Below are 14,966 nucleotides of genomic sequence, written 5' to 3' on the forward strand. Positions count from 1 at the left end.
AGGTCTTATCTTAAAAAAAAGAAGGATATAAGCAGACTTATACATCCATAAATAATTACAATCGCCTTAACTTTCAAAACAAATATTTAGTATTACTTTTGCACTCTAAAAGTATTTTAAGATGAAACGTGTTGTCGTTGGACTTTCCGGTGGTGTAGATTCGAGTGTTGCGGCTTATTTGTTGCAACAGCAAGGTTATGAAGTGATTGGTCTTTTCATGAAGAACTGGCACGATGATTCGGTTACGATTTCCAACGAATGTCCTTGGCTTGAAGACAGCAACGACGCACTTTTGGTAGCCGAAAAACTTGGAATTCCGTTTCAAACGGTTGATTTAAGCGAACAATACAAAGAAAAGATCGTTGATTATATGTTCAACGAATATGAAAAAGGGAGAACTCCAAATCCGGATGTTTTGTGCAATCGCGAAATCAAGTTTGACGTTTTTATGAAAATCGCATTAGATTTAGGTGCAGATTTTGTTGCAACTGGACATTATTGCCGAAAAGGCGAAATTGAAGTCGATGGAAAACCAGTTTATCAATTACTTTCAGGTGCAGATAATAACAAAGACCAATCGTATTTTCTTTGTCAATTATCACAAGAACAATTGTCGAAAGCTTTATTTCCTATTGGAGAATTGACTAAACCTGAAGTTAGAAAAATAGCTTCGGAAATGGAACTGATTACTGCCGAGAAAAGAGATTCCCAAGGCTTGTGTTTTATAGGAAAAGTACGTTTGCCGGAATTTTTACAACAAAAACTACAACCAAAAGAAGGTTTGATTGTTCAGATTGATAAAAACGACACGATTTACAATCAAAATAAACCCGAAAATGCATCGGAAGAAGCTCTTTTAAAATTCGAAGCACAAAGTTTACCTTATAATCCAAAAATGGGAAAAATTGTAGGGAAACACCAAGGAGCTCATTATTTTACAAATGGCCAACGAAAAGGTCTTGGAGTAGGCGGAACAACCGAACCACTTTTTATAATCGCTACAGATGTTGAAACCAATACGGTTTACACCGGGTTGGGAAGCGAACATCCAGGCTTATTTAAAAAAGCATTGTTTGTAGAAAATTCCGAAGTGCATTGGATCCGTCAAGATTTGGCTTTAAAAGCGGGAGAAAAAATGGAAGTGATGGCGAGAATTCGTTACCGCCAGCCTTTGCAAAAAGCAACGCTACATCAATTTGAAAATGGGATGTATGTTTCATTTGAAGAACCTCAATCAGCGATTACCGAAGGTCAGTTCGTTTCTTGGCATATCGGTGCTGAATTAATTGGCTCAGGAGTTATTTCTTAACTACATATTCAACACGAATTATACAAATTCTCACTAATCGTTATCCGTCCTAACAGGTTTTTAAAACCTGTTAGGACTATCAAAAAACTAATTTGTCTTTTCTACAATAATCAATTCGTTATGCTGTTCAACACGCGGAATTTTTCGAACAATAAAGTCTTTTTTATTAAAAACAGAAACATATTTCTCATTTCGAATGTTATCACTTTCCTTCAAACACATTGTATTGAAAAGGATAAAACCATTTTCGTTTAAAAGAAATCCGATCCTGTTGATGAAAAATTCTTCAAACAAGAAATTCGGCATCGTCGTATCTTGAAAAATATCAATGATGATCAAATCGTATTTTTTCTTGGTTTTCAACACAAATTCAAAAGCGTCATCAATCACGATTTCCAAATTTGGAATTTGATTAAGCTGAAAATATTCATTTGCAAGTGCAATAACCGACGAATCTATTTCAACACCAGTAATCTTGCCTCTGCATCCAATTTCGTTCGCCAGCGTCTTTATAACGCTTCCTCCGGCAACACCAAGAACAAGAACGTGTTCCATCTTGTTTATTTTCTCATAGCCAATGCTTTTCAACCCTTTTCGTAAAATTCTCTGCAAACTGCCATACGAATAGTTCGTGTTGGCCGAATCCAAAACCAATTCGCCATTTGCCCAAGTGACTTCTAATGATTTACTTACGGTTGATTTTTTCTTTAAGATGTTGATAGGAAGAATATAGCTAAACCATTTCTTGAGCATTTGGCAATTTTTTCTCAAAAATAAACGAATAATATTATTTTTACAGAAATATTTCTTGAATGAAACAAATTATTTATAAATGGATATTTTTCAAGCTGATGGTATGGAAAATCGTCGGCGAAATGAATCCAAATATCAAGAAAAGTATAATGATAGTAGTGCCTCACACCAGTTGGCATGATTTCTATATTGGATTATTTGCAAGAGGGATTATTGGTTTGGAAATGAACTATGTAGCCAAAAAAGAACTTTTCATATTTCCTTTCGGGGCTTATTTCCGTTGGATGGGTGGAGCTCCGCTGGACCGTTCTGGGGGAAAGAATATCGTTGACAGCATTGTTTCAATTTTTAAATCGAGAGAAGTATTTCGCCTGGCTATCGCTCCGGAAGGAACGCGTAAAAAAGTAACGGAGTGGAAAACTGGATTCTATTATATTGCTTTAAAAGCTGAAGTGCCGATAATTCCCATCGCTTTTGATTATGGAAAGAAGCAAGTTGTTTTAAATGAACCTTTTTATCCCACAGGAAATATTGAAGCCGATTTTGAAATCCTTAAAAGTTTCTACAAAGATGTAATAGGGAAAATACCAGAAAATAGTTTTTAGGCAAAACCAAAAGAAAAGATTTATCGTAAATGATTATAACGCTGGGAAAGATTGCTAAAGATAAATTTTTGTGTTTTGTTTTATTTGGTTTTGAAAGCCTCAATTCAACTTTTGAATTTGAGGCTTTCTTATTTTTATGACGGATTGAAATCTTTAAAAGTTCCGTCTTTGTAAAAAAACACAATCTTGAAAATGTCGGAATCAGTTTTTAAATTTTGAATTTCCGATGACTTATTTTTTGAAATTTCAACTTCAGTTTCTTGTTTTATTTTTTTTTCAGATGGTAAATCTTGAGTCAGAATAGGAGTGTGGTCTTCTTCTTTTTTCGACAGAAATCTTTCTGTAAAATCAACTTCATCTTTCAATAGATTTCCTTTTCCGTTCAAAATCCAATAGAGATTTACCTCTGGAAAAAGGTCCATAATTTTCATTACAAAATCCAAACTTGGTTTGTTTCTTCCAGATAAAAGATGCGAAATACTCGAACGTTGTACGCCAATTTTATCAGCAAAAGAAGAAGCATTCATACCGAAATGTTCCATTAAAATCTCAAGCCTTTTGATGAAATCGTCTGTGTTTACCATTGTAAATTGTGTGTTTTGTTGAAGTTGTTACAAATGTAAATAAAATCAATTGCAAAGCCTATTTCACAATTGTAAATTATCTAAAATCAGTATTTATTAGTTCTATTTTTTGTTTATATAAAAATATTTAAATTACTGAATATTAAAACTTTGATTACTAATATATGAATTTAAATTATTTTGGTAAACAGTAACTGTTTTTGAATACAATATCTTTAAAATCTTTGTTTACAATATTAAATTTTGAATTAAATCAATACGGTTACAGTTGTAAATGCAAAGATGTTTACTTTTGTAAAACGAAAAAGCAACCCATGGATTACGAAAAAATATTTAGCCAGAACAAGGAAAAAAAAATCAAAGGCCGATATATCACCTTGGATGATATCGAACCTTTGTTGAAGAAATTAAACAGGGAAAATCAACTTCAAATAATTGGGAAATCGGTTCTTGAAAATCCAATTTATTCCTATCAAATTGGAACAGGAAAAATCAAGATTTTGCTCTGGTCACAAATGCACGGAAATGAAAGTACGACTACGAAAGCCTTGATTGATTTTTTGAATTTTTTAAATAGTGAATCAGAAGTTGCAAATCAGTTATTAGGATTTTTTACGTTCTATTCTATTCCGATGCTCAATCCGGATGGAGCGAAATTATACACTAGGGAAAATGCCAACAAGGTAGATTTGAATCGGGATTCTCAAAACCTGACCCAGCCGGAAAGTAAAATTCTTCGAAAGGTGTATGAAGATTTCAAGCCGGATTATTGCTATAACCTTCACGACCAAAGAACAATTTTTGGAGTTGCCGACACAGGAAAACCGGCAACAGTTTCTTTTTTATCACCTTCGTATAATGAGGAACGATCAATTAATGAGGAACGAGTAAAGGGGATAAATGTAATCGTAAAGATGAACGAAGTCCTTCAGCGATACATCCCAGGACAAGTAGGGCGTTTTGACGACGGTTTCAATATCAATTGCATTGGAGATACTTTTCAAAGCATGGGAACGCCAACTATTTTGTTTGAGGCTGGGCATTTTCAAGGCGACTATGATAGGGAAGAAACCCGAAAATTTATATTTTTTGCATTATTATCAGGTTTTATTGCGATTTACGAAAACGTTGTAGTTGGTAACCAAATTGTCGATTATATGAATATTCCGCAAAATAATCCTAATTTTTTTGATTTTGTTTACAAAAATGTCAGAATAAATTATGATAGTTCAGAATTAATCACGAATTTTGCTGCTCAGTACAAGGAAGAATTAATCAATAATAAAATCTTTTTTAACGCTTTTGTTGTTAAAATAGGCGATTTAGAGGAAAATTTCGGACATTTAGAGTATGATGCAAATAAAGAATTGTATTCAGATTCAAATCAAAATATTCCGAATTTAAATCAAAAAGCCGACTTTTATCTTGGAAAAAACGTTCAAATTGTTAATGGTTTGGTAAAATTATAATCAAATCCTGATTTTATTTAAAATTATTTAATCTCTTTGACTTGGATTATTTCAAATAATAAACAAAAAATAAAACTAAATACTATGAGCAAGTTTCGTTTAGATGAGGTAGATCACCAGATCTTGGATATGTTGATTGACAATACAAGAGTTCCGTTTACAGATATTGCAAAAAAATTATTGATTTCTGCAGGAACGGTTCACGTAAGGGTGAAGAAGATGGAAGATGCAGGAATCATTATGGGTTCTTCATTGACTCTTGATTATGAAAAACTAGGTTATTCTTTTATAGCTTATGTTGGGGTTTTCCTTAACAATACTTCTCAAACTAAATTTGTTTTAGAGCGAATCAACGATATTCCGTTTGTAACAGTTGCACACGTGACGACAGGAAAATTCAATATTTTCTGTAAAATCAGAGCAAAAGATACCAAACATGCTAAAGATGTAATCTTTATGATTGATGATATTGAAGGGGTTTACAGAACAGAAACCATGATTTCTCTTGAGGAAAGTATCAACGACAAAAAACGTTTGATGCACACGATTTTCAAAAATATGTAAGAAAGCATTTCATAAGATATTTAAATCTTCAAGGTAAGCACTTACTTTGAGGATTTTTTATTTGTGATGAGTTACAAAACCAATTCTTCAAATAATCGAGTAATGGTTTTTTCTAAATCATTCGACAAACCGGGATGCGGTCTTGAAGTTTGAATCACAGAACTTCTCACGGCCGTGAGCCATCTGAAGCGTTCAGGAACTTCCATTGACGCAATTGGACCTCCATTTTTATCGCCTTCGCCAATTTTTTGAAACGAAAGCAAATTCAGCTCCAGCTGTACAATATCAATTTCTGAACAGAGGCATTGGATTTTTTCAACATTCAATTCAAATAAGACTTTTATAAACCGTGATTTCTTGCAAAACAAAATGATGCCTACATTCACGAATTCTTCGCGTTCAACCCTTGGAACAACGCGAATCACGGCATATTCATATAGATTTCTGTCTTGCATTTTGTGCTTCTTTTATAAAAATTTCTGAATGGGCCAATCGGGTCGTCAAGAAATCAAAATAGACGTTCTTGATTGCTTCTGGACTTTCGTCCGATTCTTCCCAATGAAGCCATTCCTCTGGGATTAAATTCACGATTGCCTTTATTTTTTCTTGCGTCAATAAAGTCTTGAAAGCTCTGTCTGTTTCTTCAAGCAATGAAGCTTTTGGCAACAAAACGTGGTCTTTTATTAAGGCAAATGGACTTTTAGCATGGTTTTCCCAATTACTAAACGAATGATGAAAATAGAACGAAGCTCCGTGGTCAATCAACCAAAGTTCCTTGTGCCAAATCATCATGTTGGTATTCCGGAAAGTCCTGTCAACATTGGTAACAAAGGCATCGAGCCAAACAATCTGTGAAGCTAATTCAGCATCTACATTGGTTACGACTGGATCAAAATTAATAGCTCCAGATAAAAAGTGAAGTGCCAAATTCAATCCTTGGCTTCCTTGAAGCAAATCCTGAATTTCCTCATCGGCTTCGGTTCTTCCAAAATCTTCTGAAAGATGGGCGAAAACTAATTCGGGAATCCTCAAACCAAGTGTTCTTGCAATTTCGCCACCAAGCAATTCTGCAATCAAGGCTTTCACTCCGTGTCCGGCACCTTTGAATTTCAGTACATATTTAAAATCATCATCGGCTTCGGAAAGGGCAGGTAAGGAGCCACCTTCTCGCAAAGGAGCGATGTATCGGGTAACGTTTATGGATCTTAATTGGGGTAAATTATTCATAAGCAATTTTTATGTATCGTAAAAATACATCGTTTTTTAGAAATGGAATTTAAATTATTCCTCTTTATGATTGGCCTTGATGAAATCCGTCACCAGATAACCAATTAATTTTCCGATGAGATGGTTGTTCTTTTCTTCTCCTAAATCGGGTGCACCTTCGCAAATATGCAAATAGGAAGCATTTTGGTTTTGAGCAAAATAGCTGACAAACAATCGAACTTCTTCTACGGAATAACCACTCATGGTCATGGCACTACTGGCGATATTCGGCAAGGCATCCAAATCAATCTCAATACCAAAAGGATCGTTTTTGATGAAGTTCAAGGCTTGAAAAAGTTCCTGGTCGAAGTTTTTTTGCTTTCGGATGTTCACTTCGTCGTAGGTATTATACCGAACTCGGTCTTCAATTTTCTTGATGATGTCCAAAACACTTTTTGAAGTATAGCTTTCGTGAAGTCCGAAAATGAAGTATTTTTTAAGGAAACCTTCCTCAAAAGCATAAGAAAAACCGTTTCCGCTGTGACGTCCTTCCAAAATCCTAAAATCAGAATGGGCATCAAAATTAATGGCATTGATTGGTTTTCCTTTGGCCAAAGCTGAACCTTTTATGTTTCCGTAAGCATTGTTATGACCTCCTCCAATTACTATGGGAATTTTTCCAGCTTTTACAATGTTGAAAATTATATGGGCAACTTCCTTATCAATCTTTTCTACGGTTTGGCTTAATTTCACACGATCATCAGAGTTCATAAAATCAAGATTCTTAACCGATTCCATATCTTCTTTTACATCGAGAGAGCCTAAAACCAAAAGCCTACTTCCTTTGCAGAAACGGTTGTGCTGAATATTGGCAATGCTCTTGATGGCACTTTCCCAGGCAGAAGCTGCACCAGGACGACCATAATTGGCACGAATTCCAATATCTTCTGGAATTCCAAACAATACATACTTTGCCTCACAGGTTTTTAGAAATTCCATAGCCGAAACACCTCTCGGAACGGTATGCATTTTTTCGCCAAACTTGATTTCGCCGCTTCTGTGGTTGGTGATTTTTGCAAGGTCTGCAAGTGTAAATGGTATTAAGTTTTCCATGGGGTTATTTTGTGCTTCAAAAATACTATAAAAGTATAAACTTACGTTAATTAGATTGACACAGCTTAATATTATTTTAAATTTGTTAAAAGTAATATTTAGAATTAACCCTTTATTTATTAAAACTCACACTTTATGGAAAATCAAAAAAATAATTCAAGCCTAAAAGCAATTGTTGTTGTCTTGGCACTATTATTGGCTGGTAGTTTGGCTTATATTTTTAAAATGACAACTGATGCAAATGCACTTCAGACGGAATTGACTACTGAAAAAGGCGAGAAAGCCGATGTTCTTAAGCAACTTGAGCAATTGAGAGCTACTTATGATCAGGCTATTGCTGATAATACGGCTCTTTCTGACGATCTTGTTGCTGAAAGAGAAAAAGTTGTCAACTTGATTGCTGATTTGAAAAAATCTAAAGGGGATGCCGCTTCGATGGCAAAATACCGTGACCAATACAACAAGCTTCAAAGCAACATGAAGGTTTTGATTGCTGAAAACGAAGAGCTTAAAAAACAAAATCAGAAGCTGACGACCGAAAGAGACAGTACGGTTTTGGTTTTAGGAGAAGCCAAGAAATTCAATGATACTTTAGTGGTTCAGAATGAAAATCTTGCTAAAACGGTTGAAAAAGGTTCAAAAGTAACAGTAATGAATTTGAGAACCCAAGCGATAAAAGTGAGAAGTTCTGGTAAACAAATTGAAACTGAAAAAGCCAGAAGAGCCGATCAATTGAAGGTTTGTTTTGCCTTGGCTGCGAATTCAATTGCAAAATCTGGAGACAAGACTTATTATGTTCAGATTATCGACAGCAAGAACAATGTTTTGGGCGAAAAGAAAACCGAGAATTTTGGTGATATGTCGCTTACTTATAGCTTCACGACCACCGTTGCCTACAACAATGAAGCGGTTGATGTTTGCGAATTCCTTGATGGAAAAGGCGTTGATTTTGAGAAAGGAACTTATTATGTGAACATCTTCGATAAAGGAGATTTGGTTTCTAAAACAAGTTTTACATTGAAATAAGAATTTTAGTTAATTATTGATTCAACTAAAAAGAGTTCGTTGCAAAACGAGCTCTTTTTTTGTTCATATGAAAATTTACTCTAAATTCTAATATTTATATTTCAAATAATACTGTTAAAGGTTTGTGATCACTATGCTTAGTCCAATTTTCGTATTTCCCTATTTCGACATTTCTAATTTTTTCAATTAAATTTTTTGATGCAAAACAAAAATCAATATGGTACGGTCTGTCGATTTTTCTGTGCATAAAAAGTGTTGATGCAGTTTCTTTTCCTTGCTGTTGATTATAGAAAATATGATAAGTACTATGAATATTCATATTTTCTAAAAAGTTTACGAGATTTGTATGATTGTATATTCTGTTTGGTTTATCCCAAATAGAACTGCTATTAAAATCCCCTGCAAGAATTATATTTTCTTTTTTCAACAAGTCATTGTAAAAATGAACTGCATCCCAAATTTGTTCTGTGTAACAGTCATGCTTTTTAGGCTTTTGAGCCCATATAGCAAAAATTATAAACTCGGTTTTATTATTCTTAATTGATAAAGGTAAAACATATTCAAATTTAGGATTGTGAATACTCAAGAGTTCAATCTTATAGTCTGAATATGAAAATATCCCAAGTCCTTTATTTAGATTATTACCAAACCATAACGAGTCTGTAGGTTTAGTTATTTCATTTTTAAATATTAATTTATCGGGATGTTCACACTCTGGTACAATTAAAATGTCTGGTTGTTCAGTTAGAATAAATTCTGCTTTTTTACGGAAAGCCATATTACAATTCCAAGTAATAATTTTCATATGTTGGTATCTTATTTTATACTTTATAAAGTTTAAGTTAATTAAAAATTCTATTCTTAAATAAATTATATAATCACCCCATTAATAATAACATCCTGAATCAAATTACTTCCAAAAGCATAAGGCAATTGATAAAAAGAAGCAATTTGTTTTGTAATGATTAGATTCGCTTTTTTTCCAACAGTTATACTACCGTGAGTTTCGGAAAGTCCCATGGCGTAGGCTCCGTTTATTGTAGCTCCGTTGATGGCTTCTTCGGGAGTCATTTTCATCTTGATGCAGGCGGTTGCCACTACGAGATTCATATTTCCGGATGGTGTTGTTCCTGGATTGAAGTCTGTGGCTAATGCCAAAGGTAATCCTGCATCGAGCATTTTTCGGGCTGGCGTGTAGGGAATGCTGATGAAAAAAGAACAGGTTGGTAAAGCGACTGGCATTGTTTCGGAGTTTTTCAAGGCTTCGATGTCTTCCTCGGTTACGATTTCTAGATGGTCAACCGAGAGGGCATTGTATTTTACGCAAGCTTCGATTCCGTTGATGGCGGTGAATTGGTTGACATGAATTTTGGAACGCAAACCGTATTTTAATCCCGCTTCCATAATCCTTTCTGTTTCTTCCACTGAAAAATAGCCTGTTTCTAGGAAAGCATCGATGTAATCTGCCAGTTTTTCTTCGGTGATTTTGGGTAGCATTTCGTTGATGATGACATCAATATATCCCGCATGGTTTTCTTTGTATTCGGTTGGAAAAGCGTGTGCTCCAAGGAAAGTTGCTTTGATGGCAATTGGGTAATTTTCTTTTAATTTCTTGATGACGCGAAGCATTTTGAGTTCGCCTTCAACTGAAAGTCCGTAGCCTGATTTGATTTCGACAGCTCCTGTTCCTTGTTGCATTACTTCCTCAAGACGGAGTTTCGATTGGTTGTAGATTTCATCTTCGGAGGTTTCGTTTAGCTTTTTGGCTGAATTTAGGATTCCACCACCACGGTTTGCGATTTCTTCATAGGACAATCCGTTGATTCTATCCACGAATTCTTGTTCGCGACTTCCAGCATAGACGATATGAGTATGACTGTCACACCAAGTTGGCAGGACGGTTCTTCCTTGACAGTTTATTTTTTTATCGTATTGGAAATCGGGAAGATTTTCCATTGGTCCGAAGTCTTTGATGATTTCGTCTTCGATCAACAGATAGGCGTTTTTTATTGTTGGAAGGATGGCCATTTCTGCTCCTGAAACTTTTTGGATGTTGGTTTTTCGGATTTGAAGAAGTTCTTGTATGTTGGTTAATAAGGTTTTCATTTTCTATTAAAAGTTATACGTTATATGTTGTAGGTTATACGTGGATTGTGGAAATAGATTGTCTTTTTTTAGTTTAAAAGTATGCCTTTTGAATGTTCTCTAGCCCTGACTGGAGGGAAAATCCTTTTGTTTTTTTCTTTAAAAAACAAAAGATTTGGAAGGAAGGCAGGAAAATGGATTCCGATAAAGCCCAAGCCTTTCGCTCCTAATTGTGCTAGAGAATATATTTTGTAAATGTAAAATGGAATTTTAAAAACTCCTATCTTTATGACAAATTAATGTGATTTGAGACGGATTAAATATAAGAAGGTTCGAAAAGTTCAGCCGAATTTTTTTGAATATACTGGGATTCATACGAAGGATGCTGTTGAAATGCAGTTGTTTGTGTATGACGATTTGGGATATGAGGAGTATAAAAAGGTGTCGCTGGAGCGTGTGAAGAAGGAAATTTCGGATCCGTTGCAGGCGGAGGATGTGAAGTGGCTGAATGTTCACGGGCTTCATGATGTGGAATTGATTAAGGAAATTGGTGAGTTTCTGGAAGTGGAGAATTTTATTGTGAGTGATGTCTTGAATGTTTCCAGGCGTTCGCGAATGGAGGAATTGGATGATGTTTTGTTTTTTAGCATCAAATCGATTTTGCAAGAAGATGATGCTGATGTGATGAAAGTGGAACAGATTAGCTTTTTGTTGAAGGACAATTTGCTGGTTTCGTTTCAGGAAAAGAAGAGTGATTTTTTTACGCATATTCGGGAACGGATCAAGACACACAGCGGAATTGTTAGGAAAAAGAGGAGTGATTATTTGATGTATTTGTTGCTGGAGGCGGTGATGGAAAATTTTTATATCACGATTGAAAGCAACGAAAATGCTATTGAGGAATTGCTGATTGAGGCGAAAAGCAACCATAAATCGGAGGTTTTGGAGCGGATTGAGAAGGAACGGGAGAGTTTGAGTTTCTTGAAACGTGCTATTGTGCCACTTCGGGATGCTTTGTTTAATTTGAAAAGCATCAGGCAGGATGTGGATTTTGGTGGAATAGAGGAGGCTAATTTTACTTTTTTTGTTCGTTTGCACCAGAAGAGCTTGGAGATTCTGGATCAGATTGATTATGATTTGAAATCGCTTGAAAGTGCTTCGAATATTTTTTTTTCGATGCAAAGTCAACGGATGAACCAGATTATGAAAACGCTGACGATTTTCTCGGTGATTTTTATGCCCTTGACGTTTATTGTTGGTGTTTATGGAATGAACTTTGAAAATATGCCGGAATTGAAAAGTGAGAATGGCTATTTTATTGTTCTGGGTGTGATGTTTTTGACGGTGGTGGGGATGGTTTATTATTTTAGGAGGAAGAAGTGGTTTTAGTATTTAAGATTGGAGTATTAAGTATTAAGACAGCACTTGACGGATGTTAATACCTTAATGGTTTTGATTTTAACATTAAGAAGTTAAGGTTTGAACAATTAATCGATTAAGGGAAATTAAGGTAAAGCTTAATGAATCTTAATACCTTAATGGTTTAATTTTTTAAAGAGAATCTTTGATTATGGAAAAGTTTATTAGTGATATTTCGGGGAAGGAATATTCGGAGGTTGAGAAGGTTTCGGCGAAATTGGTTCGGAAATCGATTTTGGATTTTATACGAGAGAAGCATCCTGATTTTAAGGGTGAAAAATGCATGTCGATGAGTGAACTGCATGCCTTTCGGGAGAAATATATTGCGGAAATGCTTTTGAAGGAAACCGGAGAATTATCAGCAATGGAGCAAACAGTGGTTGATGCTTTGAGCGATAATGCCACGCTTTCGGACAAGCTGGATGATGAAATTCAGGATTTTACCTTTGGGCAGAAAGTGGCTGATAAAGTAGCATCTTTTGGCGGAAGCTGGACGTTTATTATTTCGTTTCTGTCGTTCTTGATGATTTGGATTGCCGCGAATGTTTTTATTTTGGCGAATAAAGGTTTTGATCCGTATCCGTTTATTTTATTGAATTTGATATTGTCGTGTGTGGCTGCTTTGCAAGCTCCAGTAATCATGATGAGCCAAAACAGGACGGAGGAAAGGGATCGTGACCGAGCAAAAAAAGATTATATGATCAACCTGAAATCGGAATTGGAAATCAGGATGCTGCATGAGAAAATCGATCATCTGTTATTGCATCAGGAACAATCGATGATTGAGATTCAAAAGGTCCAGATGGATATGATGCAGGATATTTTAGAACAGTTGAAGCAGCGGTAAAACTATAGGTTGTTTGTTAATTGGTCTCTGGTTTGGAAATTCAAAACAAAAATGACACAGATTTCACTGATTGATTAGTGAGAATTTGTGTCATTCTTGTTTATTCATGATAGGCTATCTGTAAATCTTATCGTATAAATCTTTGTAGATTTCCATGACGCTTTTTCGTTTGAGTTTCATAGTAGGAGTGAGGTGTCCACCGTCAATCGACCATACATCTGGAGTTAGTTCAAAACGTTTTATCTTTTCCCAATGTCCAAATTTTTGATTGATGGTTTCAACCTCTTCGTCAATACGTTTTTTAACTTCATCATTGGCACTGATTTCTTTATTGGTGCTACCGATGCTGATGTTTTTCTTTTTAGCCCATTGCTTTACGAATTCAAAATCGGGCTGGATAAAAGCACCCGGCATTTTTTCGCCATCGCCAACTACCATAATTTCGCCAATAAACCGTGATTGTTTCATGGCGTTTTCAATCAATTGAGGAGCAATATATTTTCCGCCAGAGGTTTTGAACATTTCTTTTTTACGGTCGGTAATCTTCAGGAAACCTTCGGCATCGACCTGTCCGATATCTCCGGTATGGAAATAACCATCCACAATGGCTTCGCTGGTGAGTTTTTCATCTTTATAATAACCCATCATGACGTTTGGTCCTTTGCATAGGATTTCGCCGTCTTCGGCAATTTTCACTTCTACATTATCGATTATTTTACCGGCTGTTCCGATTTTGAAACCACCATTACGTCTGTCGTTAACGGATATTACAGGAGATGTTTCGGATAATCCGTAACCTTCCATCACATAAATTTCAGCTGCGGCAAAAACACGAGCTAATCTAGGTTGAAGTGCGGCACTTCCGTTTACAATCAAATCCAGATTGCCACCCAAACCGGCTTTCCATTTGCTGAAAATGAGTTTTCGGGCAATTGATAGTTGGAATTCATACCACCAACCGTTTGCACCATCTGGTTCATATCTCAAACCTACAGAAATCGCCCAAAAGAATAATTTCTTCTTGATTCCAGTAAGTTCAGAGCCTTTGGCGATGATTTTTTCATATACTTTTTCGATAAGTCGAGGAACACCTGTCATTACGTTCGGTCCCACTTCTTTTACATTGTCAGAAATTTTCTCGATGGATTCGCCAAAATAGATGGCAACTCCATAGTATTGATAGATGTAGGTAACCATTCGCTCATAAATATGACAGATAGGCAGGAAGCTCAAGGCTTTGCTTTTTCCTGCTTCAAATGGAATTCGACTGGCAGAATCCAACACGTTCGAAACGATATTATTATGCGAAAGCATTACTCCTTTAGGTTTTCCTGTTGTTCCAGAAGTATAAATTATTGTTGCAAGCTCAAGTGGTTTTACATTGTTTTTACGTTCTTCGACTTCTTCTTGATTGCTGATGTCTTTTCCTAGTTCCAATAATTTCGACCAGTTTTTGCAACCTTCAATTTTATTAAAAGAGTAAATTTCTTTAAGTTTTGGAACATTTTGTTTGATGGCATTCAGTTTGTCCAGAACCACATCATCCGAAACAAAACAATAGCTGGCTTCCGAATGATTCAGTATGTATTCATAATCAGCTTCCGAAATTGTAGGATAAACCGGTACGGTTTGAGCTCCGGTTTGAAGAATTCCGATATCCATTATGTGCCATTCGGTTCTGTTATTCGAAGAGATTATGGCAATCTTGTCGTTTTTCTGAATTCCTAATCGCAACAAGGCTCTAGAAATGGTATTGGCTTTTTCAACATATTCTTCTGTTGAGGTTTTCACCCAAACACCGTCCTGTTTTGTCACCAAAGCGTCAGGAATATTATAGTTTTTTTGTTGATGGTAGGGAAAATCAAACAGTCGGGTTATTGCACTCATTTTTGATTGTATTAGGATTTACTGACTGCAAATTAATTAAATATATAATCATTCACAATATTTATGCAGAATATTAAATTTTCCTTATGAAATATGTAG

General features: G+C 35.4%; 15 protein-coding genes. 7 read left to right on the top strand and 8 right to left on the bottom strand.

Annotated elements, in window-relative coordinates:
* The first annotated feature begins 121 nt into the window (after window positions 1-121).
* Window positions 122-1,309, top strand: a complete 1,188-nt coding sequence (mnmA, locus tag J2X31_RS12095; RefSeq protein ID WP_310027033.1) for a tRNA 2-thiouridine(34) synthase MnmA — start codon at window positions 122-124, stop codon at window positions 1,307-1,309.
* An 87-nt stretch (window positions 1,310-1,396) separates the two neighbouring features.
* On the opposite strand, the gene J2X31_RS12100 is transcribed toward mnmA, so the two are convergent.
* Complete coding sequence (locus tag J2X31_RS12100; RefSeq protein ID WP_310027035.1) at window positions 1,397-2,062, bottom strand: spermidine synthase; 666 nt, start codon at window positions 2,060-2,062, stop codon at window positions 1,397-1,399.
* Window positions 2,063-2,121: 59 nt separating this feature from the next.
* Here J2X31_RS12100 and J2X31_RS12105 point away from each other — a divergent pair, with 59 nt between their 5' ends.
* Window positions 2,122-2,667, top strand: a complete 546-nt coding sequence (locus tag J2X31_RS12105) for a 1-acyl-sn-glycerol-3-phosphate acyltransferase (RefSeq protein WP_310027037.1) — start codon at window positions 2,122-2,124, stop codon at window positions 2,665-2,667.
* Window positions 2,668-2,801: 134 nt separating this feature from the next.
* Here J2X31_RS12105 and J2X31_RS12110 read toward each other — a convergent pair whose 3' ends face one another.
* A complete protein-coding gene (locus J2X31_RS12110) occupies window positions 2,802-3,251 on the bottom strand; it encodes a helix-turn-helix domain-containing protein (protein WP_310027038.1) in 450 nt (149 codons plus the stop codon).
* Between the two features lie 314 nt (window positions 3,252-3,565).
* Here J2X31_RS12110 and J2X31_RS12115 point away from each other — a divergent pair, with 314 nt between their 5' ends.
* The gene (locus tag J2X31_RS12115; protein ID WP_310027040.1) at window positions 3,566-4,720 is read left to right on the top strand and encodes a M14 family metallopeptidase; all 1,155 of its coding nucleotides are present in this window, start codon (window positions 3,566-3,568) and stop codon (window positions 4,718-4,720) included.
* A gap of 84 nt (window positions 4,721-4,804) precedes the next feature.
* Window positions 4,805-5,284: an Lrp/AsnC family transcriptional regulator gene (locus J2X31_RS12120; RefSeq protein WP_026705124.1), complete on the top strand. Its 480-nt coding sequence runs from the start codon at window positions 4,805-4,807 to the stop codon at window positions 5,282-5,284.
* Window positions 5,285-5,355: 71 nt separating this feature from the next.
* On the opposite strand, the gene J2X31_RS12125 is transcribed toward J2X31_RS12120, so the two are convergent.
* From J2X31_RS12125 to J2X31_RS12135, 3 genes are read right to left on the bottom strand one after another with little or no spacing between them, the layout of a single operon-like run.
* Window positions 5,356-5,739, bottom strand: coding sequence for a DUF3037 domain-containing protein (locus J2X31_RS12125; RefSeq protein ID WP_310027044.1), 384 nt, complete (start codon window positions 5,737-5,739; stop codon window positions 5,356-5,358).
* Complete coding sequence (locus J2X31_RS12130) at window positions 5,717-6,511, bottom strand: HipA family kinase (RefSeq protein WP_310027046.1); 795 nt, start codon at window positions 6,509-6,511, stop codon at window positions 5,717-5,719. Before J2X31_RS12130 ends, J2X31_RS12125 begins: the two co-directional genes overlap by 23 nt.
* A 54-nt stretch (window positions 6,512-6,565) precedes the next feature.
* Entirely contained in the window at window positions 6,566-7,603 is a 1,038-nt protein-coding gene (locus J2X31_RS12135) for a formimidoylglutamase (protein WP_310027048.1), read from the bottom strand.
* A gap of 135 nt (window positions 7,604-7,738) precedes the next feature.
* Between J2X31_RS12135 and J2X31_RS12140 the strand changes: the two genes are divergently transcribed.
* Window positions 7,739-8,629, top strand: a complete 891-nt coding sequence (locus J2X31_RS12140) for a DUF8428 domain-containing protein (RefSeq protein ID WP_310027050.1) — start codon at window positions 7,739-7,741, stop codon at window positions 8,627-8,629.
* A gap of 94 nt (window positions 8,630-8,723) precedes the next feature.
* Here the strand turns inward: J2X31_RS12140 and J2X31_RS12145 are convergent, their stop codons facing one another.
* The gene (locus tag J2X31_RS12145) at window positions 8,724-9,434 is read right to left on the bottom strand and encodes an endonuclease/exonuclease/phosphatase family protein (protein ID WP_310027052.1); all 711 of its coding nucleotides are present in this window, start codon (window positions 9,432-9,434) and stop codon (window positions 8,724-8,726) included.
* 65 nt (window positions 9,435-9,499) lie between these two features.
* Window positions 9,500-10,735, bottom strand: a complete 1,236-nt coding sequence (hutI, locus tag J2X31_RS12150) for an imidazolonepropionase (protein ID WP_310027053.1) — start codon at window positions 10,733-10,735, stop codon at window positions 9,500-9,502.
* Between the two features lie 285 nt (window positions 10,736-11,020).
* Between hutI and corA the strand changes: the two genes are divergently transcribed.
* Complete coding sequence (gene corA / locus J2X31_RS12155; protein ID WP_310027054.1) at window positions 11,021-12,103, top strand: magnesium/cobalt transporter CorA; 1,083 nt, start codon at window positions 11,021-11,023, stop codon at window positions 12,101-12,103.
* Between the two features lie 181 nt (window positions 12,104-12,284).
* Entirely contained in the window at window positions 12,285-12,980 is a 696-nt protein-coding gene (locus tag J2X31_RS12160; protein WP_310027055.1) for a DUF1003 domain-containing protein, read from the top strand.
* Between the two features lie 114 nt (window positions 12,981-13,094).
* Here J2X31_RS12160 and J2X31_RS12165 read toward each other — a convergent pair whose 3' ends face one another.
* Window positions 13,095-14,867, bottom strand: coding sequence for an AMP-dependent synthetase/ligase (locus J2X31_RS12165; RefSeq protein WP_310027056.1), 1,773 nt, complete (start codon window positions 14,865-14,867; stop codon window positions 13,095-13,097).
* Between the last annotated feature and the right edge of the window lie 99 nt (window positions 14,868-14,966).

This window comes from Flavobacterium arsenatis, from assembly GCF_031456785.1.
In the GTDB taxonomy this organism is placed as follows: Bacteria; Bacteroidota; Bacteroidia; order Flavobacteriales; family Flavobacteriaceae; genus Flavobacterium; species Flavobacterium arsenatis.

Bases quoted from the DNA above. Each gene is read 5' to 3' on its own strand.
- J2X31_RS12135 (WP_310027048.1), bottom strand. From the start codon at position 7,603: ATGGAAAACTTAATACCATTTACACTTGCAGACCTTGCAAAAATCACC.
- J2X31_RS12105 (WP_310027037.1), top strand. From the start codon at position 2,122: ATGAAACAAATTATTTATAAATGGATATTTTTCAAGCTGATGGTATGG.
- J2X31_RS12145 (WP_310027052.1), bottom strand. From the start codon at position 9,434: ATGAAAATTATTACTTGGAATTGTAATATGGCTTTCCGTAAAAAAGCA.
- J2X31_RS12110 (WP_310027038.1), bottom strand. From the start codon at position 3,251: ATGGTAAACACAGACGATTTCATCAAAAGGCTTGAGATTTTAATGGAA.
- mnmA (WP_310027033.1), top strand. From the start codon at position 122: ATGAAACGTGTTGTCGTTGGACTTTCCGGTGGTGTAGATTCGAGTGTT.
- J2X31_RS12140 (WP_310027050.1), top strand. From the start codon at position 7,739: ATGGAAAATCAAAAAAATAATTCAAGCCTAAAAGCAATTGTTGTTGTC.
- J2X31_RS12160 (WP_310027055.1), top strand. From the start codon at position 12,285: ATGGAAAAGTTTATTAGTGATATTTCGGGGAAGGAATATTCGGAGGTT.
- J2X31_RS12115 (WP_310027040.1), top strand. From the start codon at position 3,566: ATGGATTACGAAAAAATATTTAGCCAGAACAAGGAAAAAAAAATCAAA.
- hutI (WP_310027053.1), bottom strand. From the start codon at position 10,735: ATGAAAACCTTATTAACCAACATACAAGAACTTCTTCAAATCCGAAAA.
- J2X31_RS12165 (WP_310027056.1), bottom strand. From the start codon at position 14,867: ATGAGTGCAATAACCCGACTGTTTGATTTTCCCTACCATCAACAAAAA.
- J2X31_RS12100 (WP_310027035.1), bottom strand. From the start codon at position 2,062: ATGCTCAAGAAATGGTTTAGCTATATTCTTCCTATCAACATCTTAAAG.
- J2X31_RS12120 (WP_026705124.1), top strand. From the start codon at position 4,805: ATGAGCAAGTTTCGTTTAGATGAGGTAGATCACCAGATCTTGGATATG.
- J2X31_RS12125 (WP_310027044.1), bottom strand. From the start codon at position 5,739: ATGCAAGACAGAAATCTATATGAATATGCCGTGATTCGCGTTGTTCCA.
- J2X31_RS12130 (WP_310027046.1), bottom strand. From the start codon at position 6,511: ATGAATAATTTACCCCAATTAAGATCCATAAACGTTACCCGATACATC.